The 19,774-nt window shown below is 72.4% G+C and carries 18 protein-coding genes and 1 pseudogene; 13 read left to right on the forward strand and 6 right to left on the reverse strand.

Going from position 1 to position 19,774, the window contains the following annotated elements; genetic code table 11:
- The 3 genes and pseudogenes from AOK00_RS20870 to AOK00_RS20880 all read right to left on the reverse strand — a co-directional run.
- Window positions 1-1,076: pseudogene (locus AOK00_RS20870) on the reverse strand (lipopolysaccharide biosynthesis protein); the annotation flags it as partial.
- Between the two features lie 119 nt (window positions 1,077-1,195).
- Window positions 1,196-2,422, reverse strand: coding sequence for a DegT/DnrJ/EryC1/StrS family aminotransferase (locus tag AOK00_RS20875; RefSeq protein WP_079042102.1), 1,227 nt, complete (start codon window positions 2,420-2,422; stop codon window positions 1,196-1,198).
- Between the two features lie 203 nt (window positions 2,423-2,625).
- Window positions 2,626-3,564, reverse strand: a complete 939-nt coding sequence (locus AOK00_RS20880; RefSeq protein WP_055601819.1) for an RNA polymerase sigma factor SigF — start codon at window positions 3,562-3,564, stop codon at window positions 2,626-2,628.
- 218 nt (window positions 3,565-3,782) lie between these two features.
- Here AOK00_RS20880 and AOK00_RS20885 point away from each other — a divergent pair, with 218 nt between their 5' ends.
- From AOK00_RS20885 to AOK00_RS20910, 6 genes are all read left to right on the forward strand, one after another.
- On the forward strand, window positions 3,783-4,151 hold the full coding sequence (locus tag AOK00_RS20885) for an STAS domain-containing protein (protein WP_055601820.1): 369 nt from the start codon (window positions 3,783-3,785) through the stop codon (window positions 4,149-4,151).
- An 89-nt stretch (window positions 4,152-4,240) separates the two neighbouring features.
- Window positions 4,241-4,660: an ATP-binding protein gene (locus tag AOK00_RS20890; RefSeq protein WP_055601821.1), complete on the forward strand. Its 420-nt coding sequence runs from the start codon at window positions 4,241-4,243 to the stop codon at window positions 4,658-4,660.
- A 100-nt stretch (window positions 4,661-4,760) separates the two neighbouring features.
- Window positions 4,761-5,465 carry a peptidase gene (locus AOK00_RS20895; protein ID WP_055601831.1) on the forward strand — a complete coding sequence of 235 codons (705 nt, stop codon included), beginning with the start codon at window positions 4,761-4,763 and terminating at the stop codon, window positions 5,463-5,465.
- Entirely contained in the window at window positions 5,465-6,388 is a 924-nt protein-coding gene (locus tag AOK00_RS20900) for a hypothetical protein (protein ID WP_055601822.1), read from the forward strand. The genes AOK00_RS20895 and AOK00_RS20900 overlap by 1 nt, the downstream gene beginning before the upstream one ends.
- Complete coding sequence (locus tag AOK00_RS20905) at window positions 6,385-7,449, forward strand: hypothetical protein (protein WP_055601823.1); 1,065 nt, start codon at window positions 6,385-6,387, stop codon at window positions 7,447-7,449. The genes AOK00_RS20900 and AOK00_RS20905 overlap by 4 nt, the downstream gene beginning before the upstream one ends.
- Window positions 7,450-7,463: 14 nt before the next feature.
- Entirely contained in the window at window positions 7,464-8,906 is a 1,443-nt protein-coding gene (locus tag AOK00_RS20910; protein WP_055601824.1) for a hypothetical protein, read from the forward strand.
- A gap of 72 nt (window positions 8,907-8,978) precedes the next feature.
- Here the strand turns inward: AOK00_RS20910 and AOK00_RS20915 are convergent, their stop codons facing one another.
- The gene (locus AOK00_RS20915; protein ID WP_055601825.1) at window positions 8,979-10,499 is read right to left on the reverse strand and encodes a peptide MFS transporter; all 1,521 of its coding nucleotides are present in this window, start codon (window positions 10,497-10,499) and stop codon (window positions 8,979-8,981) included.
- Between the two features lie 429 nt (window positions 10,500-10,928).
- Here AOK00_RS20915 and AOK00_RS20920 point away from each other — a divergent pair, with 429 nt between their 5' ends.
- Entirely contained in the window at window positions 10,929-11,606 is a 678-nt protein-coding gene (locus AOK00_RS20920) for a response regulator transcription factor (protein WP_030315177.1), read from the forward strand.
- A 157-nt stretch (window positions 11,607-11,763) separates the two neighbouring features.
- Window positions 11,764-13,035: an ATP-binding protein gene (locus AOK00_RS20925; RefSeq protein WP_055601826.1), complete on the forward strand. Its 1,272-nt coding sequence runs from the start codon at window positions 11,764-11,766 to the stop codon at window positions 13,033-13,035.
- 154 nt (window positions 13,036-13,189) lie between these two features.
- On the opposite strand, the gene AOK00_RS20930 is transcribed toward AOK00_RS20925, so the two are convergent.
- Complete coding sequence (locus AOK00_RS20930; RefSeq protein WP_055601827.1) at window positions 13,190-13,705, reverse strand: GtrA family protein; 516 nt, start codon at window positions 13,703-13,705, stop codon at window positions 13,190-13,192.
- 188 nt (window positions 13,706-13,893) lie between these two features.
- On the opposite strand from AOK00_RS20930, the gene AOK00_RS20935 reads away from it, so the two are divergent.
- The 4 genes from AOK00_RS20935 (at window position 13,894) to AOK00_RS20950 (ending at window position 17,892) form a co-directional block, all read left to right on the forward strand.
- Complete coding sequence (locus AOK00_RS20935; protein ID WP_055601828.1) at window positions 13,894-15,033, forward strand: 5-(carboxyamino)imidazole ribonucleotide synthase; 1,140 nt, start codon at window positions 13,894-13,896, stop codon at window positions 15,031-15,033.
- 59 nt (window positions 15,034-15,092) lie between these two features.
- Window positions 15,093-15,590 carry a 5-(carboxyamino)imidazole ribonucleotide mutase gene (purE, locus tag AOK00_RS20940; protein ID WP_055601832.1) on the forward strand — a complete coding sequence of 166 codons (498 nt, stop codon included), beginning with the start codon at window positions 15,093-15,095 and terminating at the stop codon, window positions 15,588-15,590.
- Window positions 15,587-16,813 carry a dipeptidase gene (locus AOK00_RS20945; protein ID WP_055601829.1) on the forward strand — a complete coding sequence of 409 codons (1,227 nt, stop codon included), beginning with the start codon at window positions 15,587-15,589 and terminating at the stop codon, window positions 16,811-16,813. Before purE ends, AOK00_RS20945 begins: the two co-directional genes overlap by 4 nt.
- 146 nt (window positions 16,814-16,959) lie before the next feature.
- On the forward strand, window positions 16,960-17,892 hold the full coding sequence (locus AOK00_RS20950) for a membrane dipeptidase (protein WP_055601833.1): 933 nt from the start codon (window positions 16,960-16,962) through the stop codon (window positions 17,890-17,892).
- A gap of 55 nt (window positions 17,893-17,947) precedes the next feature.
- Here AOK00_RS20950 and AOK00_RS20955 read toward each other — a convergent pair whose 3' ends face one another.
- Window positions 17,948-19,273 carry a UDP-glucose dehydrogenase family protein gene (locus AOK00_RS20955; RefSeq protein WP_055601830.1) on the reverse strand — a complete coding sequence of 442 codons (1,326 nt, stop codon included), beginning with the start codon at window positions 19,271-19,273 and terminating at the stop codon, window positions 17,948-17,950.
- A 126-nt stretch (window positions 19,274-19,399) separates the two neighbouring features.
- On the opposite strand from AOK00_RS20955, the gene AOK00_RS20960 reads away from it, so the two are divergent.
- A partial coding sequence (locus AOK00_RS20960) for an acyl-CoA dehydrogenase family protein (protein ID WP_173861604.1) occupies window positions 19,400-19,774 on the forward strand: 375 nt, incomplete at its 3' end.

A 19,774-nucleotide genomic window follows, 5' to 3' on the forward strand; every position in this document is an offset into this window, starting at 1 on the left:
ACGACGAGGACGAGGACGACGGGGACGAGCAGCATCACCATGCGGCGCAGCGCCCCCCGCACCCCCTCGGCGAGGGACTCGGGGCTGTGCGAGGCGTGCGCGGTGAGCGAGGAGGCCATGTTGATGGCCATGAACTCCATGGTGCCGCCGACGGTGTACGCCGTGTAGAAGAAGGCGTTGTGGGCGGCGTCGAAGCGGACGGCGACCATCACCGGCAGCAGGCTGATCATGACGAGGCTGAAGAACGCGCCGACGGAGTCCCCGGCGATGAACCGGCCGATCTCCCGCATGCTCGGCGGCTCGCGGTCCCGGTCGGCGCGGGCCTGCTGGGGGATGAGCCGGCGGAACACGAGCCAGCCCAGCGGCAGGACGGAGAGCACGATCGCCGCCGCCCAGGAGACGAAGACGCCGAGGATCGGCACGGCGGTCGCGAGCAGGACGAGCAGGACGAGTTTGCCGAGCGAGAAGACGGCGTTGCCGACGGGGACCCAGAACGCCCGTCTCAGCCCGGTGAGCACCCCGTCCTGGAGGGTGAGCAGGGCCCAGCCGACCGCGGACGCGGTGAAGAAGATCCCGGCGGAGACGGTGCCGAGCGGGGCGTACGAGGGTCCCCACAGGTCGAGGGTGAGCAGGAAGATCCCGCAGGCCACGGCGACGACGACGGTGCTGACCAGGTACAGGCGCACGACCAGCGGGCCGGTGGCGCGGCCGGCCCGGGGCACGTACCGGACGACCGCGCCGGACAGGGTGGTCGCCGTGATCGAGGCGAGCATCCGCTGCGCGGCGATGGCGGCGGAGCCCTGGCCGACGGCCTCCTCGGAGTAGTAGCGGGCGGCGATCAGCCAGAAGCCGAGCCCGAGTGCCGCCGAGACGCCGGTGGAGAGCATCAGGGCGTAGGCGTTGCGGAACATGGAGTCGTCGCCGGAGCCGGAGCCGGAGCCGGAGCCGGAGCCGGAATCGGATCCGGAGCCGGAGGCCGGGCCCCAGTCGGAGACCGCGCCGTCCCCGCCCCTGCCGCGGCCTTCGCCGTTCTTCGCCTCGGCCGGCGCCGGTTCGTGGCTCGCCGTGCCCCCCATGCCTGCCGTCCCCGTCGTGCCTGCCGTCCCCGCCGTGCCTGCGGTCCCCACCGTGCCTGCCGTCCCCGCCGTGCTCGCCGCGTCGTCCCGGTCGGACCCCCGCAGCCGTACCGTCTCCGTCACCGCGACCCGCCGGCGGCCATCGACGGCCGCGCCGGGCGGATCCCGGCGCCGCGCAGTACCGCGAGGGCCTCGGCCGCGCGGCGCGGGTCCACCGGCAGGGCGTGCCGGGCGAACCAGGCGGCCGGTTCCGGTGCGGGGGAGGGGTCCGTGAAGGCCTCTCCCGCGTAGCTGTCGAGCGGCGGGTCGTAGAGGTATCCGGTGGTGATCCGGCGCCGGGCGAGGGCGGCGACGGCCGCGTCCCGGTCCTCGACCAGCAGCGGCACCCGGTAGAGCGGCTGCGGCGACGGGCCGGCCGGGGACTCCTTCGGCACGCCGCCGGGGACCACCTCCGCCGTGCCGTACTCGCCGGCCAGGAGCAGGGCGGTGCCCGCCCGGTGGGCGTCGAGGACGTCGTCGAGCCGGGCGAACCTGCGGATGGTGCGGCGGAGCCGGCCGGCTCCGGGCCGCAGCCGGTAGTCGTGCATGTCGACCCGGACCCAGGAGTGGAACGGTTCGAGCGCGGGCGCCGCCGTGAGGGCCCGCGTCAGCTCCTCGGCGCGGAGCGGCATCCGGATCTCCTCCCGTTCCTCGAGTCCGAGCCGCCGGACGGCCGCCCGCGCGGCCCCGACCAGGCGCAGTCCGCGCAGGGTGGACTCGGCGTACGGCCGTACGAGGTGGGTGAGTTCGGCGGTTGGGCGGGTCGGGTGCAGCAACGCCTCGCGGGCGGCGGCGAGTTCCTCGCGCAGCGCCGGGTCGGCGAGGGCCAGGAAGCCGCCGGTCTTGGCGCCGGTGTGCTTCGAGAGGCTGAAGACGGACGCCTCGCCGTACGTGCCGACCGGCCGTCCGCCGACGGTGGAGCCGATCGCGTGGGCAGCGTCCTCGATCAGCGGGATGCCGAGCCGGTCGCAGTGGCCCCGCAGCTCGGGAGCCGGGTCGGGGTTTCCGTACAGATTGGTGGTGAGGACGGCGGAGAGCTCCCGCCAGACGGACTCGGGCACGGCGGCCGTGTCGATCGAGCCGTCCCGGGGGTCGAGCGGAGCCTGGACGGGGCGCAGCCCGGCGGCCAGGACGACGAAGAAGATGACGTCGTCGTTGACCGGAGACATCAGCACCTTCCCGCCGGGCCGGCACCAGTGCCGCAGCGCGAGGTAGAGCCCGAAGCGGCACGACGGCACGTAGAGGCACTCCCTGCCCCCGAGCCGGCCGCGCATGCGTTCTTCCAGTTCCGCGTACGCAGAAGACATGTGAATCCCCCCTGAACCCCGGGGCTCAATGTGGCCCATTCCGGACGCCGCGTCAACAAGGCCCTGCGGTCGCGCGGTTGCTCGTGCGCGCTTCCGCAGGAGTGGCTCGGGGCGTGGCATGCGGAAGGGCCCGTCACGGGTCGAAAGACCGTGAACGGGCCCTTTCCGCAGCCATTTTGGCGGCTCGGGGAAGCCGGTGGAGGTCATTCCTCCAGAGTGAGCCCCCGGCGCAGCCTGGCGAGGGTGCGGGCGAGCAGCCGGGACACGTGCATCTGTGAGATGCCGAGCTCCGTGCCGATCTCCGACTGGGTCATGCCGGAGACGAAGCGGAGGGAGAGGATGTGCCGCTCGCGGGCGGGCAGTGAGGCGATCATCGGCTTCAGGGAGGCGATGTACTCGATCCCGGTGAGGCCGTGGTCCTCGTAGCCCAGCCGGTCTGCGAGCGTGGCCTCGCCGCCGGGGCCCTCCTCCTCGTCGGGCTGCGCGTCGAGCGAGCTCGCGGTGTACGCGTTGCTCGCGGTCATGCCCTCGACGACCTCCTCCGGCGCGATGCCGAGTTCCTCGGCGAGTTCGGCGACGGTCGGGGCGCGGTCGAGGCGCTGGGCGAGCGCGTCGCCCGCCTTGGCGAGGTCGAGCCGCAGCTCCTGGAGCCTGCGGGGCACGTGCACCGACCACGACGTGTCGCGGAAGAACCGCTTGATCTCGCCGATGATCGTGGGCATCGCGAAGGTGGGGAACTCCACACCGCGGGTGAGTTCGAAGCGGTCGATCGCCTTGATGAGGCCGATGGTGCCGACCTGGACGATGTCCTCCATCGGCTCGCTGCGGGTGCCGAAGCGCGCTGCGGCGAACCTGACCAGGGCCAGATTCAGTTCGACGAGGGTGTTGCGGACGTACGCGTGGTCGTGGGTGCCCTCTTCGAGCTCGGCGAGCCGGGCGAAGAGCTGCTTCGACAGGGCGCGCGCGTCGACCGGTCCGATGTCGTCGAGCGGCCGGTCGAGGGGGAGTCCGAGCGCCCGGTCGTGGGGGAGCTCGGAAACGATCTCGTGGGGGAGTTCGGCAGGGTGACCGAACGGGTGGTCGTGGGGGACTGCTGCCGACGGCGCGTCGGGGGTACGCGGGGCGTCGAGCCGGGGTGACATGGGTCTCCTTCGGGGGTTCTTGCTGCGGTTTGCGGCGCCTCCGGGCCGGTCGTGTCGGGTGTTCCCTACTAGCCCTACCTGCTCGACGGCGGAGGCCGCAAGTATCGATAATCCGCTTTGTCCGGTTATGTGGTGGACCTCGTGTGCATCGAAGGGTGCCCCGCTTGTAGGGTTCGAGAACGTCAGTCGGCATCCGCGAGAGCGAAAGAGGCACGGCCATGGACCGCGAGAACATCGGCAGCGCACCGCCCGCGCGGTTGCGGGTCGAGGTCCGGACCGTGAACGGGAGCGAACTCCTCGCTCCGGTGGGTGAGCTCGATCACTACTCGGCCGAGCTGCTGCGCTCCCCCCTGGACCAGGCGCTGGACGCGGGCCGTTCGCGGCTCGTCGTCGACTGCTCGGGCCTGCAGTTCTGCGACTCGACCGGGCTCAACGTGCTCCTCGGTGCCCGGCTGAGGGCGGACGCCGCCGGTGGTGGCGTCCATCTCGTGGGGATGCGGCCCGCGGTGGCCCGGGTGTTCCAGATCACGGGCGCGGACGCCGTCTTCACCGTGCACGAGACACTCGCCACAGCCCTGCCCGGCTGAGCCGTCCGCCGGACCCGCCCCCACGACCCGGCCCCGCACCGCCCGTACGTCCCGCCCTCTGTCCCGTCGATCGGTGAGGTGAAGCGCTGATGGACCAAGCTTCCGACGTCCGTACGCTCGCCCTCGGCGAGACCAGCGGCACCGTGCCGCTCGCCCGTGACTTCACGCGGTCAGCGCTCCACGAGTGGGGCTGGCTGCCGGCCGCCACCGCCGACCGCAGGGCCGCCGCAGAGGACGTCCTGCTCGTCGTCTCCGAGCTCGTCACCAACGCCTGCCTGCACGCCGAGGGCCCCGAGCGCCTCCGCGTCCTGCGCCTGCCCAAGGTCCTGCGCCTCGAAGTCACCGACCGGGGCGCCGGAACTCCCGCGCCCCGCACCCCGCACCGGTCCGGGCGCCCGGGCGGCCACGGCATGTTCATCGTGCAGCGGCTCTGCCTCGACTGGGGCATCGAGCGCACCCCCGGCGCCCCCGGAAAGACGGTCTGGGCCGAACTCTCCGCACCCGCCTAGGACTTTCACCGTCCCTCTTCTTCCCTCCGCAAGGCCCCGGGCGTACCTTGACGCCCAATCTGAAAGACCGTCAGTTTCATTGCGGTGAGGGGTGCTCGGGGTGTCCAAGGAGCCGAACCGGAGGAGAACGACCGCCGCGTTCACGGCGGCGGTCGCGGTGGCGGGCGCGGCCGTGCTCGCCGGTGCGCCGACCGTCCAGGCGGCCGTCGTCGACGTCAACTACGCCTGTGAGACGAAGATCGGCCCCAAGGGCGCCGTCTCGCCCGTCGACATCAAGGCCGTCAGGGACGGCAGCGCGTACACGATCACGATGTCGTTCGAGAAGGGCGTGTCCGACAGCCCGGTCGAACTGCCCAAGGGCGTCATGACGCCGCGCGCCGACCTCGTCCTCGGCGGCGCCGACTCCGGCACCGTCAAGGTCAAGGGAACGCCGAACACGGCCGCCATCCCGCCCGACACCCCGATCAGGATCGGCACGCTCACGGGCACGTACACCCCGAAGAAGAACGGCAAGGTCACCTTCACGGCCGGGACGCTGACCGTGCACGCGCTCGGCATGGACGCGGCCGTCTGCACCCCGAAGAACAACCCCGGGCCCTCCCTCGAACTGGAGGTGACGGGGCTCTCCGGCGGCTCCGGCACCCCGCCGCCCGCCGGCGAGGGCGACGACGAGGAGAACACGGGCGCCGAACTGCCCAAGACGGGCCCGCTCGACTCCGCCGTGGCCCTCGGCACCCTCGGCGGCACCGTCCTCCTCACCGGCGCGGCCGGAGTCCTCTGGCTCACGCGGCGCACGGCTCGCTGATGCGGACGGCGGCACGCACCGGGCTCGTGGCCGTCGCGACCGCCCTCGTCGGCGCGGTCGCGGCGGCGCCTGCGGACGCCCGGACCGCGGCCCCCTCGGACGTGCGGGCCGCGGCTTCCGCCGACGTCCGGGCCGCGGCCCCCACCGGCGTCCGGGCCGCGGCTTCCTCCGGCACCCCGGCCTCCTGGACGGCGGCGCCCGCCGCCGGGCGGCCGTACGCCTACCTGGAGGGCCCCGCGGGCAGCGTCCTCCAGGACACCCTGTCGCTGACCAACCCGGGCGCCCGGCCGCTCACGGTACGGCTCAGCGGGCAGGGCGCACCGGTCTCCTTCGCCGCCCGGACGGTGACCGTGCCCGCCAGGACCCGGGCGGACGTGCCGTTCGCCGTGACCGTCACCGCGGACACCCCGCCCGGCGAACACCGGGGGACGGTACGGGCCTCGGCGGCCGGCCGGGAGGTACGCGTCGACCTGCGGCTGCGGGTCAGCGGCCCGCGGCTCGCGGCGCTCACCGTCGAGGACGTCCACGTCGACACCGCGACCGGCGCCCTCCGCTACACCCTGGTCAACCGGGGCACCACCGTCCTCGCCCCGACCCTCGCGGTGCGCGCCGAAGGCGTCCTCGGCACCGTCCTCGACCGGCCGGGCAGGCCCCTGCCGCTCACCCTGAAGCCCGGTCAGCGGGCCACCCGTACCGAAGCCTGGCCCGACCCGCCGGCCCTCGACGCCGTCACCGTCCGGCTGACCGCCACCGCCGAGGGCGCGGCCCCGGCCACCGCCCGCGCCGAGGCCTCCTTCGCCGCGGGCCCGGCGCTCGCCGGGGCGGCCGGACTGCTGCTGCTCGCGGCGGGCGGCGGCGGATACGCGGTACGGCGGCGTGGCAGGTCCCGTACCCAGCGAGCCCCGGCGGGAGTGCGCACATGAGGTGGATAAGTACAGCGGCGGCGCTCGTGACCGTACTCGCCCTCGGTCTCCTCCCGGCCGTCCCCGCCGTCGCGGCCCCCGGTCCCGCCGTCGAGCTCTCCCAGGCGGAGGGCGGCAGGGGCGGCGAGGTCACCGTCAGCGGCAGCGGCTGGAAACCGGGCGCGCTGCTCATGCTGCTGATCTGCGGCCAGGCCGCGCCCGACAAGGGCGTCATCGGCGGTACCAACTCCTGCGCCAACACCGAGGGCCGGGCCGCCACCGTCGACGCCCGGGGCGGCTTCAGCGCCAAGCTCCCCGTCGCCGAACCGCCCAAGCCCTGCCCCTGCGTGGTGCACGTCGCCGGGGTGACCGGCCAGCAGGACGCCGTCGACCGGGAGTTCACCGTCGCCGGACATCCCGTCGCGCCGCTCCCCGAGGCCTCGGGCGACGGCCGGCTCGCCGTCCTCGCCGCCGTACGCCTCGACGGCTCCAGCGGCCTCCTCACCTGGTTCGGGGCGCCGCCGAGCCGCCAGGTCGTCTTCACCGTCGGCAACCTCGGCTCCGCCCCCGTGAAGGACCCGGTCTTCCAGGTCGGCTCCAGCCACGGCGTGTTCGCGCCGCAGTACGAGGAACGGCAGTGGCGCGGCACGATCGCCCCCGGCGAGAAGGCCCTCGTCCGGCTCCCCGTCGAACTGACGGCGGGCGCGCACGGCGACTACCAGGTCTCCGTGCGGTACGGGGGCAAGGTCCTGGTCGAGCAGCCGTGGGGGGTCGGCAGGCCCTGGGGCGTGACGCTCTTCTGGCTGCTGCTCGCCGTGGTCGTCCCGGCGGCGCTGTTCCGGATCGGGATGGCCGTGGTGGACCGCGTCCGCCCGGCGACGGCCCCCGTCCGGCCCCGGCGCGGGGCGCGGCCCCGGACCGCGCCCCTGGCCCGGCTCCGTACACGTGCCCCCGACCCCGCGCGCGACTCCGCGCCACGGGGCCAGGGGGACGACGAACCGACCGCGGTCCTGCCGTGGTTCAGTCCTGACTCCGCACCGTCAGCCCCAGAGAGCAGCCCGACGACGAAGGGACATGCGTGAGTACGCAACGGAGGATGAGCGCGGCCGGAGTCGCGCTGATGCTCGGCGGCGCGGGGATCATGATTTCCGCCGGCCCCGCCCAGGCCGCCGAGGTCTCGTACAGGACGGAGTGCATCCCGCCGCCCATCTCCGGGCTGCCGCCCGTGCAGGGCACGACGAAGGTGCTGATCACGGCACCGGCGGAGGCCAAGGTCGGCGACGAGGTCGAGATCGTCTGGAAGACGGTCCAGGCCGCGTCGAAGAACCCCGACGTGCTCGACCTGGGCGCGGACACGGTCAAGCCGACCGGCGTCCTCACCGTGGGCGGCGCCGGGACCGGCACCGTCGCGATGGAGGGTCCCCGGAAGAACCCGCCGATCCCCAAGAACAGCCCGATGGTGCTGCCCGAGATGAAGGGGAAGCTGAAGCTGACGAAGGCGGGCGAGATCACCCTCGCCCCCGCCGCATACACGATCAACGTGTCCAAGCCGCTGTCGACGGACACGAAGTGCGCCCCGAAGGAGGCGGTGCCGGTCGCGGCCAGGATCAAGGTCACGGCCGGCGGTGGCGGTACGACGACGGGCGGCACGAACGGCGGGTCCACGACGACCACCGGCGGTACGACGACGACGTCGGGCGGCAACGCGAGCGGCGGCGCCGCGAGCGGCTCCACCACGACCGGCGGCGGCTCGAACAACACCGGTGGCTCCTCGACCTCGTCCACCGGAGGATCCTCCGGTTCGGGCTCCGGCTCGGCCTCCGGCGGATCCTCCAGCGGCGGCGCGAGCGGCGGGGGCGGCGGTGAGACGTCCTTCCCCGGCAAGGAGGTCGCCGTCACGTTCGGCTGCACGGCCCCCGGCCCGGACCCGATCAACGGCAAGGTGACGATCGACGCCAAGAAGAACGGCGGTGTGTACGACCTCACGGTCAGGACGGCCAAGGGCGTCATGAACAGCCCCGCCGCCCTCCCCGCGGGCGCCCTGAAGGGCTCCATGGCGGTCAGGATCGGTGGGGCCGACAGCGGCACGGTGAACGTCTCGGGACCCCCGAACCCCACCGCGCTGAAACTGGGGGACCCGGTGGACCTGCCGGACATGAAGGGCACCTACAAGCCCGGAGCGACCGGCACGTCCACGCTCAGCCCCGGCACGCTGACCATCAAGGTCACCCTCGGCACCTCCACGATGGACATCCCGTGCAAGGTGAAGGGCGCCGTCAAGGCCTCCCTCGAACTCGACACGAGCAAGCAGGCGGGCGGCGCCTCGGGCGGCTCCGGCGACGACTCGGGCTCCGGCAGCGGGTCGGGCGGCGGCAGCGGCTCCGGTAGCGGTTCCGGCGGCTCCGACGGCGGCAACCTCGCCGAGACCGGCGCCGAGAGCGACGGCGCCCTGCGCGCCCTCGCCCTCGTCGCCGGCACGGTGATCCTGCTCGGCGGCGCCGTGTTCACGTTCACCCCGTGGGCGCGCCTCAGGCGCTGACGCGGGGCCGGAATCGGCGGAGGGCCGCCGCACCGATCCGGTGCGGCGGCCCTCACGGCCGTACGGGGGAGGTCAGTGGACGCCGCCCATGAGCGTCTGGACCTTCTTGCGGTACATGTAGATCGCGAAGCCCGCGAGGACGGCGAGACTCGCTTCCATCGCGATGATCCCTGTGCCGTTCAGGTCCACACCGGCCAGCGAGAGCAGACCCGTGGTGCAGTCACCGGCGGTGACGGCGAGGAACCAGACACCCATCATCTGGGAGGCGTACTTCTGCGGCGCCATCTTCGTCGTGACGGAGAGGCCGACCGGGGAGAGGCAGAGCTCACCGATGGTCTGGATCATGTAGATCGAGACCAGCCACATCGGGGAGACCTTGTCGCCGCCACCGGCCATGTTCATCGGGACGATGAAGACGAAGAAGGACGCGCCGACGAGGACCAGACCCATCGCGAACTTCACGATGGTGTTCGGCTCCTGGTTCTTACGGGCCAGCCACAGCCACAGCCAGGCGAAGACCGGGGCCAGCGCCATGACGAACAGCGGGTTCAGCGACTGGTACCAGGTGGCCGGGAAGCCGAGGCCGAAGACGGTGTCGGCGGTCTTGTCGTCCGCGAACAGCGACAGCGTCGAGCCACCCTGGTCGTAGATCATCCAGAAGACGGCGGCGGCGACGAAGAACCAGATGTAGCCGGTCATCTTCGACTGCTCGGCCTTGTCGAGGTCCTTGTCGCGCTTGATGCGGACCAGGACGGCGACCGGGATGATCAGACCGGCGAGGGTGATCGGGACCAGCGCCCAGTTCAGGGTGTACATGCCCAGGGCGACGACGACGCCGTAGAACGCGGCGGCGAGGACGACGACCAGGGAGACCTTGACCAGGATGCCCTTGCGCTCGGCCGGGGAGAGCGGGTTCGGGACGACGTTGCTCTTCGGGCTCAGGCTCTTCGTGCCGACGAGGAACTGGACCAGGCCCAGACCCATGCCGAGCGCGGCGAGCGCGAAGCCGAGGTGCCAGTTGACCTTCTCGCCGACGGTGCCGACCACGAACGGCGCCACGAAGGCACCGAGGTTGATGCCGACGTAGAAGAGCGTGAAGCCACCGTCACGGCGCGGGTCGTCCGGGCCGTCGTAGAGGTGGCCGACCATCGTGGAGATGTTGGCCTTGAGCAGACCGGAGCCGGCGGCGACGAGCGCCAGACCGACGAAGAACATCGCCTGGCCGGGGAGCGCGAGCGAGGCGTGGCCCGCCATGATCACGAAGGCGGCGATGGTGACGGTCTTGCGGGCGCCCCAGACGCGGTCGCCGAACCAGCCGCCCGGCATGGCCATCAGGTAGACCATCGAGACGTAGACGGAGTAGATCGCCGTCGCCGTCGCCGCGGTCATGGCGAGGCCGCCACCCTGGCTGCCGGTCGCGGCGTCCGCGCCGCCGGAGACCAGGTACAGAACGAGAAGTGCCCGCATGCCGTAGTAGGAGAAGCGCTCCCACATCTCGGTCATGAAGAGGGTGGCCAGGCCGCGGGGGTGGCCGAAGAACGTCTTCTCGGAACCGGGGGTTCCGGCCGAAGCCGTCGTCAGGCTGGACGCCATGTCGATCCTTGCTCTGTCGGGACGCGCGCCTTGTGAGCGTGGTGCGCCCGGTGGGGGAGGCCGGCACCGGCGGAATCGGAGTGGACTCCACCGGGATCCACGCCCCGGGAGATGCGTCGTCGCGCCCCGGGACCCGGCCCACAGGTCATTCACCGTCTTCAAGGTTCGGCTGGGCCGACCTCACGCAGAAAGAGGACCTTGGCGCGTGAAGCTGGCCAAAGGTCCCCGATTACCGCTACAGACGTCGAGCCACCATACGACACGACAGTGCCGGATATGGAAGGACTTGAGAGATGGATCACAGGCGATAATGCAACCGCGGAAGCCCATTCGAAGGTCATGTGCAAGATATCCACATGATCCCCAGGGTTCCCCCCTTCCCTGAGGATCACGCCCCGGCCCCCCGGCCGTGCGGACTACCATCACCCCATGACCCGTGTACTGCTCGCCGAGGACGACGCATCCATCTCGGAGCCGCTGGCCCGCGCCCTGCGGAGAGAGGGATACGAGGTCGAGGTCCGCGAGGACGGTCCGACCGCCCTCGACGCCGGCCTCCAGGGCGGCGTGGACCTGGTCGTCCTCGACCTGGGCCTGCCCGGCATGGACGGTCTCGAGGTCGCCAGGCGGCTGCGCGCCGAGGGCCACACGGTCCCGATCCTGGTGCTCACCGCCCGCGCCGACGAGGTCGACACGGTCGTGGGCCTCGACGCGGGCGCCGACGACTACGTCACCAAGCCGTTCCGGCTCGCGGAACTCCTCGCCCGCGTCCGGGCGCTGCTCCGGCGCGGCTCCACCGAGCCGGTCGTCGCCCCCTCGACCCACGGCGTACGCATCGACGTCGAGTCGCACCGGGCCTGGATGGGCGACGAGGAGCTCCAGCTCACGGCCAAGGAGTTCGACCTGCTGCGGGTCCTGGTCCGCGACGCGGGCCGGGTCGTCACCCGCGACCAGCTGATGCGCGAGGTCTGGGACACCACGTGGTGGTCCTCCACGAAGACCCTGGACATGCACATCTCCTGGCTCCGCAAGAAGCTGGGCGACGACGCGGCGAACCCCCGCTACATCGCCACGGTGCGAGGCGTCGGCTTCCGCTTCGAGAAGAGCTAGGGGGCGTCTTGTCGATCAGGCCGCGAGCCCGGCGTGATCGGCAAGACACCCCCTGGGCCCCGCTCGCGCCCTTCGGGCGACGACGGGAGTTCGACGACAGGGCCCAGCCGGGGCCGTAGGGTCGGGAGCGTCTCCCGTTCCCGCCCGGAGGGCAGCCGTGCGTCGCCGCCTCATCAACTCCACCCTCGCCGTCGTCCTCGTCGTCATCGCCGTCTTCGGCGTGTCCCTCGTCATCGTCGAGACCCGCACCATCTCCAGCAGCGCCCAGGAGAGCGTGGACCTGGAGGCGCTGCGCATCGTCTCCATCGTCGACAGCCGGCTCATCGGCGGCGAGCCGGTGAACCCGGACATCCTGGCCGAGCAGAGCGGCGCCAAGCGGTACGCCCAGATCCACATCCCCGGCCGCGACACGATCGAGATCGGCACCCGCCCGGAGGGCGACGTCACCCGCGGCCTCGCCGAGGGCGAGCGCGGCGAGACCGTGGTCGTCGAGGAGTCCCGCTCGGTGGTCACCGCCGAGCTCGGCCGCACCCTCATGATCATCGGCGCGGTCGCGCTGCTCGCCGTCATCGCCGCCGTCCTCCTCGCCGTACGGCAGGCCAACAAGCTGACGTCCCCGCTCACCGACCTCGCGGAGACCGCCGAGCGCCTCGGCTCCGGCGACCCGCGTCCCCGGCACAAGCGGTACGGCGTGCCCGAGCTGGACCGCGTCGCGGACGTCCTGGACGCCTCGGCCGAGCGCATCGCCCGGATGCTCACCGCCGAGCGCCGCCTGGCCGCGGACGCCTCGCACCAGCTCCGCACGCCCCTCACCGCCCTCTCCATGCGCCTGGAGGAGGTCGCGCTCGCCGACGACCTGGACACGGTCAAGGAGGAGGCGACGATCGCGCTCACCCAGGTCGAGCGGCTCACGGACGTCGTCGAGCGGCTGCTCACGAACTCCCGCGACCCCCGCACCGGCTCCGCCGTCGCCTTCGACCTCGACGAGGTCATCAAGCAGCAGATCGAGGAGTGGCGGCCCGCCTACCGCAGCGCGGGGCGGGCCATCGTCCACTCGGGCAAGCAGGGCATGCGGGCCGTCGGCACCCCGGGCGCGGTCGCCCAGGTCCTCGCGGCCCTGATCGAGAACTCGCTCATGCACGGCGGCGGCACGGTCGCCCTGCGGACCCGTGTCACCGGCAACCAGTCGGTGATCGAGGTCACCGACGAGGGCCCGGGCGTCCCGGCGGACCTCGGCGCCCGGATCTTCGAGCGGGCCGTCAGCGGCCGCAGCTCCACGGGCATCGGCCTGGCGGTCGCCAGGGACCTCGCGGAGGCGGACGGCGGCCGTCTGGAGCTCCTCCAGCAGCAGCCGCCGGTCTTCGCGTTGTTCCTGAGCCGGGAGGTCCGCAGTGTCTCGGACAGGCACCGGGAGCGCCCCGTTCGCTGACCCGGGCGGGCTCGCCACGGCACACGGGAGTGCTCACCCACGGCACGCGCGGGCCCGCCCACAGCGCACGGGCGGGCAGACTGGCCCTCAGCACGGACGAAACCCCTGGCCGGAGGTTCTGACCAGGGGTTTCGGGGTTTCGAGGAGCTGCGGTTCAGACGCGGTCGGGCTGCCGCCGGGCCGCCTGCCGCGGCGCCTGCTCCAGGAACGATTCGGCGGTCTGCACCGCCTCCTTCGCCGGCAGCGCGCGGAACACCCACGTGCGGTACGACCAGAAGCGGAACAGTGTCCCGATCCCGATGCCGAAGAACTTGAAGAAGTTGCTGGCGAGCGGGCCGTCCCAGCCGAAGCCGTACGTCGCCGCGTAGAGCACACCGTTCTCGATGACCATGCCGACGACGCTGAACAGCAGGAACAGCGACATCTCCTTGGTGCGCCCCGACTTGTCCCGGTCGCGGTACGTGAAGTAACGGAACCCCACGTAGTTGAAGACGATCGCGACCACGGTGGCGATCAGGCTGGCCCGGACCATCGGGATGTCCGTCGCACCCCGGACGACGTTGAAGACGCCGAGGTTCACCAGGACGCCGAGACCGCCCACCACCCCGAATTTGGCGACCTCCCGGGCGAGCCGGTCGAGTCGCGTGCGCAGCGCGCCGGGTTCACTCATGGTGATGGCTCTGTCCCGTCCGTCCGGATGACGTCCGGGTGACGTCAACCCAACCATGCTAACCAGCGCTCCTGTCACCCGCCCGTGTACCGGGGAAACCGCTGGCCAACCGGCTCTCCACCAGCGTCGTTCTTGTGCCAAACCACAGCCGGACGCGTGTCCACGGATGGTGCGGATACCCTAAGAGGGTGACGTTCCCGGTAGTCGGCATGGTCGGTGGCGGTCAGCTCGCCCGAATGACCCACGAGGCGGGCATCCCCCTCGGCATCAAGTTCAAGCTCCTCAGTGACACCCCGCAGGACTCTGCGGCGCAGGTGGTGAGCGAGGTCGTCATCGGCGACTATCGCGACCTGGCTACGCTGCGTGACTTCGCGCGTGGATGTGACGTGATCACCTTCGATCACGAGCACGTCCCCACGGAGCACCTGCGGGCCCTGGAGGCGGACGGCATCCCCGTCCGTCCCGGGCCCGACGCGCTGGTGCACGCCCAGGACAAGGGGGTGATGCGCGCCAGGCTCGACGAGATCGGCGCACCCAGCCCCCGGCACCGCATCGTGGCGGACCCCGAGGACGCGGCGGCCTTCGCCGCCGAGGTCGGGGGCTTCCCGATCATCCTCAAGACGGTGCGCGGCGGCTACGACGGCAAGGGCGTCTGGTTCGTCCGCAAGCCCGAGGACGCCCGCGACCCCTTCCTGGCGGGCGTCCCGGTCCTCGCCGAGGAGAAGGTCGACTTCACGCGCGAGCTCGCCGCGAACATCGTCCGCTCCCCGCACGGCCAGGCCGTCGCGTACCCGGTGGTCGAGTCCCGGCAGGTCGACGGCGTCTGCGACACGGTGATCGCACCGGCGCCCGACCTCGACGGCGAGCTCGCCGGACAGGCCCAGGAGCTCGCCCTGCGCATCGCCAAGGAGCTCGGCGTCGTCGGTCACCTGGCCGTCGAGCTGTTCCAGACCACGGACGGCCGCATCCTCGTCAACGAACTGGCGATGCGTCCGCACAACTCCGGCCACTGGACCCAGGACGGCGCGGTCACCTCGCAGTTCGCCAACCACGTCCGGGCGGTCCTGGACCTGCCTCTCGGCGATCCGCGCCCGCGCGCGACCTGGACCGTGATGTGCAATGTCCTGGGCGGCGACTACCCGGACATGTACTCCGCGTACCTGCACTGCATGGCCAGGGACCCGCAGCTCAAGATCCACATGTATGGCAAGGACGTGAAGCCCGGCCGCAAGGTGGGGCACGTCAACACCTACGGCGACGACCTGGACGACGTGCTGGAGCGCGCGCGTCACGCCGCCGGCTATCTGCGAGGAACGATCACCGAGTGAGCAGCACGAGCCCCGGCGCGGCCCCCGAGACCTCCACCGCCCCCGTGATCGGCATCGTCATGGGATCCGACTCCGACTGGCCCGTCATGGAGGCCGCGGCGCAGGCCCTCGACGAGTTCGAGATCCCGTACGAGGTCGACGTCGTCTCCGCGCACCGGATGCCGCGCGAGATGATCGCGTACGGCGAGGAGGCCGCGGGCCGCGGCATCAAGGCGATCATCGCGGGCGCGGGCGGCGCCGCCCACCTGCCCGGCATGCTCGCCTCCGTCACCCCGCTGCCGGTCATCGGCGTGCCGGTGCCGCTGAAGTACCTGGACGGCATGGACTCGCTGCTCTCCATCGTGCAGATGCCGGCCGGCGTGCCGGTCGCCACGGTCTCCGTCGGCGGCGCGCGGAACGCGGGCCTGCTCGCGGCCCGGATCCTCGCCGCGCACGACCCCGAACTGCTGGACAGGATGCGCGGGTTCCAGCAGGAGCTGAACGACCAGGCGACCGAGAAGGGCAAGCGGCTGCGGGCCAAGGTCGAGGGCGCGGAGTCGTTCGGCTTCGCCAAGTGAGCGCCGCGGTCAGGGCCTCCGGCGGCGCGGCCGACCGCCTCGCCGAGGCCCGCGAGCTGCTGGCCGCCCACCCCGTCGTGGACGGCCACAACGACCTGCCGTGGGCGCTGCGCGAGCACGTCCGGTACGACCTGGACCGGATGGACATCGGCGCGGACCAGACCGGGGCGCTGCACACCGACCTCAAGCGGCTGCGGGCCGGCGGTGTCGGCGCCCAGTTCTGGTCGGTGTACGTGCCCTGCCGGCTGGCCGGCGACGACGCGGTCAGCGCGACCCTGGAGCAGATCGACATCGTCGACCAGCTCCTGGAGCGGTACGCGGGCGACCTCGCCCCGGCCCTGACCGCCGACGACATGGAGGCGGCCCGCGAGCAGGGCCGTATCGCCTCCCTCAAGGGCGCCGAGGGCGGCCACTCGATCAACAACTCCCTCGCCACCCTGCGCGCCCTGCACACCCTCGGCGTGCGCTACATGACGCTCACCCACAACGACAACAACGACTGGGCGGACTCGGCGACCGACGCGCCCGGCGTCGGCGGGCTCTCCGCCTTCGGCCGTGCGGTCGTCCGCGAGATGAACCGCTCCGGCATGCTCGTCGACCTGTCGCACGTCGCCGCGACGACCATGCGGGACGCGCTCGACGCCTCGGCGGCGCCGGTGATCTTCTCGCACTCCTCGGCCCTGGCCGTCTGCGACCACCCGAGGAACATCCCGGACGACGTGCTGGAGCGGCTGCCCGCCAACGGCGGCGTCGCGATGGCCACGTTCGTGCCCAAGTTCATCCTCCCCGCGGCCGTCGAGTGGACCGCGCGGGCCGACGAGAACCTCCGGGCGCACGGCTTCGACCACCTCGACACCACCGCCGAGGCGATGAAGCTGCACCGCGCGTTCGAGGAGCGGAACCCGCGTCCGATCGCCACCGCCGCCACGGTCGCCGACCACCTCGACCACATGCGCGAGGCGGCCGGCATCGACCACATCGGCATCGGCGGCGACTACGACGGCACGGCCTTCACCCCGGCCGGCCTGGACGACGTCGCCGGCTACCCGAACCTGGTCGCGGAGCTGCTGCACCGCGGCTGGTCGCATCCGGACCTGGCGAAGCTGACCTGGTCCAACGCCGTCCGCGTCCTCCGCGACGCGGAAGCGGTCTCGCGCGACCTGCGGAGCCGTACGGCACCGTCGAACGCGACGATCGACTCCCTGGACGCGCCGGGCGCCTGACGGCGCGTGAACGCCCGGCCCGGTCCCGGCGTTCACCCGGACGGCTCAGCCCGCCGAGCCCCCGCACGGGGCCGGTGGCACGGTGGACGGTACTGCCCCGCCCAATTCGGCGGGGCGGTACTGCATCGCCGAGTTGGAGTATGACCATGGCGGAACTGCTAGACGACCATCCCACCCTCTCCACCGTCCCTGCCGCCGCCGGGGAGCCCGAAGCCCCCGAGCCACCCCCGCCGCTCGACGAGCCGTCCCGCGCCCGCGCCATCCTGGCGGCCCAGCCGGTCGTCGAGGGACACACCGAACTGCCCCGTTCCCTCGACCCGGAGGACCTCCCGCCCGTCCGCGCGGCGGAGGCCGGAGCCCAGTTCTGGTCACTGCACGTCGGACCGGGCGAAGACGCGGCGGGCGTCATCGGGACCCTGCGGCGCATCGACGACATCCGCGCGCTCGTCGCCGCCTGCCCCGAGGACCTGCGCCTCGCCCACACGACCTCCGAGATGGCCCACGCCCGCAACTGCGGCCGCGTCGCCGCCCTGCTCGGCCCGGTCAGCTGGACGGCGCTCGGCGCCTCCGCCGCGACCCTGAGGGCGTACCACGCCCTGGGCGTACGGGCCGTCAACCTCACCCGCTTCGACCGCTTCGCCCGCGAGGCGGTACGGGAGATGAACCGCATCGGCCTGGCCGTGGACCTCTCCGGCGCCGACCAGGACACGATCCGCCGCGCCCTCGCGGTCACCCGCGCCCCCGCCCTGCTCACCAGGGCGGCCCCGGAAGGCCTGCCCGACGACGTCCTGGGCCTGCTCGGCGAGAACGGCGCCGTCTGCATGGTCACGGTGACCGAGGACCCGGCCGCCGTCGCCGACGTCCTGGACCGGGTGCGTTCGGAGGCGGGCGCGCACTGCGTGGGCGTCTCCCACACCACCGCCCCGGCCGTCGGCTACGTCCCGCTCTTCGCGGAGCTCCTCCGCCGGGACTGGACCGCCCAGGAACTGGTCGGCCTCGCGCACGCCAACGTGACGCGGGCGCTGCGCGAGACGGAGTTCCTGTCGCGGACGAACCGCATCAGGCCGGCGGCGGCCTGACCGCGGGAACGGAAGGGGGGGCGCCGTGGCGCCCCCTCTTCCCCGTGTCCGCGGCTCAGGCGCGCGGGCGTCCCATCGCCCGGTACGTCCAGCCGGCCGTGCGCCAGCGCTCGGAGTCCAGCGCGTTGCGGCCGTCCAGGATCACCCGCGAGGCGGCGACCTCGGCGAGCGCCGCAGGGTCCAGCTCGCGGAACTCGCGCCACTCCGTCAGGTGCAGCACCACGTCCGCCCCGCGCACCGCTTCGAGGGCGGACTCCGCGTATCCGAGGGTCGGGAAGAGGCGGCGGGCGTTGTCCATGCCCTTCGGGTCGTAGACGGTGACCTGGCCGCCCTGGAGGTGTATCTGACCGGCCACGTTCAGCGCGGGGGAGTCACGGACGTCGTCCGAGTCCGGCTTGAAGGTGGCACCGAGGACGGCGACCCGGCGGCCCAGGAAGGTGCTGCCGCCGAGCGCCTCGCGCGCCATCTCGACCATCTGGCCCCGGCGCCGCATGTTGATGGAGTCGATCTCGCGCAGGAAGGTCAGCGCCTGGTCGGCGCCCAGCTCGCCCGCACGGGCCATGAAGGCCCGGATGTCCTTGGGCAGGCAGCCGCCGCCGAAGCCGATGCCTGCGCGCAGGAACTTGGCGCCGATCCGGTCGTCGTACCCGATCGCCTCGGCCAGCCTGGCGACGTCGCCGCCGGCGGCCTCGCACACCTCGGCCATCGCGTTGATGAAGGAGATCTTGGTGGCGAGGAAGGAGTTCGCGGAGGTCTTCACCAGCTCGGCGGTGGGGAAGTCGGTCACCACGAAGGGTGAACCGTCGCCGACCGGCCCGGCGTACACCTCGCGCAGCAGCTTCTCGGCCCGCTCGCCCTGCACGCCGACGACGATCCGGTCCGGGTGCAGGGTGTCCCGCACGGCGAAGCCCTCGCGCAGGAACTCCGGGTTCCAGGCCAGCTCCACGCCCTCCGGGAGCACGTCCACGAGCCGCTCGGCCGAGCCGACGGGCACGGTCGACTTGCCGACGACCAGGGCCCCTTCGCGTACGACCTCGGCGAGGGAGGCGAAGGCGGCGTCCACGTAGCTCATGTCGCAGGCGTACTCGCCGTGCTTCTGCGGGGTGTTCACGCAGACGAAGTGCACGTCGCCGAAGGCGCCGACCTCCTCCCAGGAGGTGGTGAAGCGCAGCCGCCCGCTCGAACCCTCGATGCCGGCCACGTGCTTGGCGAGGAGTTCCTCGAGGCCCGGCTCGTACATCGGCACCCGGCCGGAGGACAGCAGCTCGATCTTCTCGGGGACCACGTCGAGTCCCAGGACCTCGAAGCCCAGTTCCGCCATGGCCGCGGCGTGGGTGGCGCCGAGGTAGCCGGTGCCGATCACGGTGATCTTCAGGGCCATGCGGGTCTCCAGTGAACGTCGGGCGGAATGCCTGCCCGAGCATAGTCGCGCTCTGGTCCGGGACCGGGTCACGCCCTACGCTTTGGGTTACTTAACGGTAGTTAGCAAGCGTGGGAGTGAGTGAGAGTGTCAGGTTCGTCTGATTTCGACCTGTATCGGCCCTCCGAGGAGCACGACATGCTCCGGGAGTCGGTGCGTGCGCTCGCGGAGGCGAAGATCGTTCCGTTCGCCGCGGCGGTGGACGAGGAGGGCCGGTTCCCGCAGGAGGCCCTGGACGCGCTGGTCGCCAACGACCTGCACGCCGTGCACGTCCCGGAGACCTACGGCGGCGCGGGCGCGGACGCCCTGGCCACGGTGATCGTGATCGAGGAGGTCGCCCGCGCGTGCGGCAGTTCCTCCCTGATCCCGGCGGTCAACAAGCTGGGCTCGCTGCCGGTGATCCTGTCCGGCTCGGAGGAGCTCAAGCACAAGTACCTCGGCCCGCTGGCCAAGGGCGACGCG

The organism is Streptomyces aureus (genome assembly GCF_001418135.1).
GTDB classification, from domain to species: Bacteria; Actinomycetota; Actinomycetes; order Streptomycetales; family Streptomycetaceae; genus Streptomyces; species Streptomyces aureus_A.

Excerpts from the sequence above, each read along its gene's own strand:
- AOK00_RS20955 (WP_055601830.1), bottom strand. The coding sequence starts at position 19,273 with ATGGCCCTGAAGATCACCGTGATCGGCACCGGCTACCTCGGCGCCACC.
- AOK00_RS20920 (WP_030315177.1), top strand. The coding sequence starts at position 10,929 with ATGACCCGTGTACTGCTCGCCGAGGACGACGCATCCATCTCGGAGCCG.
- AOK00_RS20900 (WP_055601822.1), top strand. The coding sequence starts at position 5,465 with ATGCGGACGGCGGCACGCACCGGGCTCGTGGCCGTCGCGACCGCCCTC.
- AOK00_RS20880 (WP_055601819.1), bottom strand. The coding sequence starts at position 3,564 with ATGTCACCCCGGCTCGACGCCCCGCGTACCCCCGACGCGCCGTCGGCA.
- AOK00_RS20915 (WP_055601825.1), bottom strand. The coding sequence starts at position 10,499 with ATGGCGTCCAGCCTGACGACGGCTTCGGCCGGAACCCCCGGTTCCGAG.
- AOK00_RS20885 (WP_055601820.1), top strand. The coding sequence starts at position 3,783 with ATGGACCGCGAGAACATCGGCAGCGCACCGCCCGCGCGGTTGCGGGTC.
- AOK00_RS20890 (WP_055601821.1), top strand. The coding sequence starts at position 4,241 with ATGGACCAAGCTTCCGACGTCCGTACGCTCGCCCTCGGCGAGACCAGC.
- AOK00_RS20910 (WP_055601824.1), top strand. The coding sequence starts at position 7,464 with ATGAGCGCGGCCGGAGTCGCGCTGATGCTCGGCGGCGCGGGGATCATG.
- AOK00_RS20905 (WP_055601823.1), top strand. The coding sequence starts at position 6,385 with ATGAGGTGGATAAGTACAGCGGCGGCGCTCGTGACCGTACTCGCCCTC.
- purE (WP_055601832.1), top strand. The coding sequence starts at position 15,093 with ATGGGATCCGACTCCGACTGGCCCGTCATGGAGGCCGCGGCGCAGGCC.
- AOK00_RS20950 (WP_055601833.1), top strand. The coding sequence starts at position 16,960 with ATGGCGGAACTGCTAGACGACCATCCCACCCTCTCCACCGTCCCTGCC.
- AOK00_RS20930 (WP_055601827.1), bottom strand. The coding sequence starts at position 13,705 with ATGAGTGAACCCGGCGCGCTGCGCACGCGACTCGACCGGCTCGCCCGG.
- AOK00_RS20875 (WP_079042102.1), bottom strand. The coding sequence starts at position 2,422 with ATGTCTTCTGCGTACGCGGAACTGGAAGAACGCATGCGCGGCCGGCTC.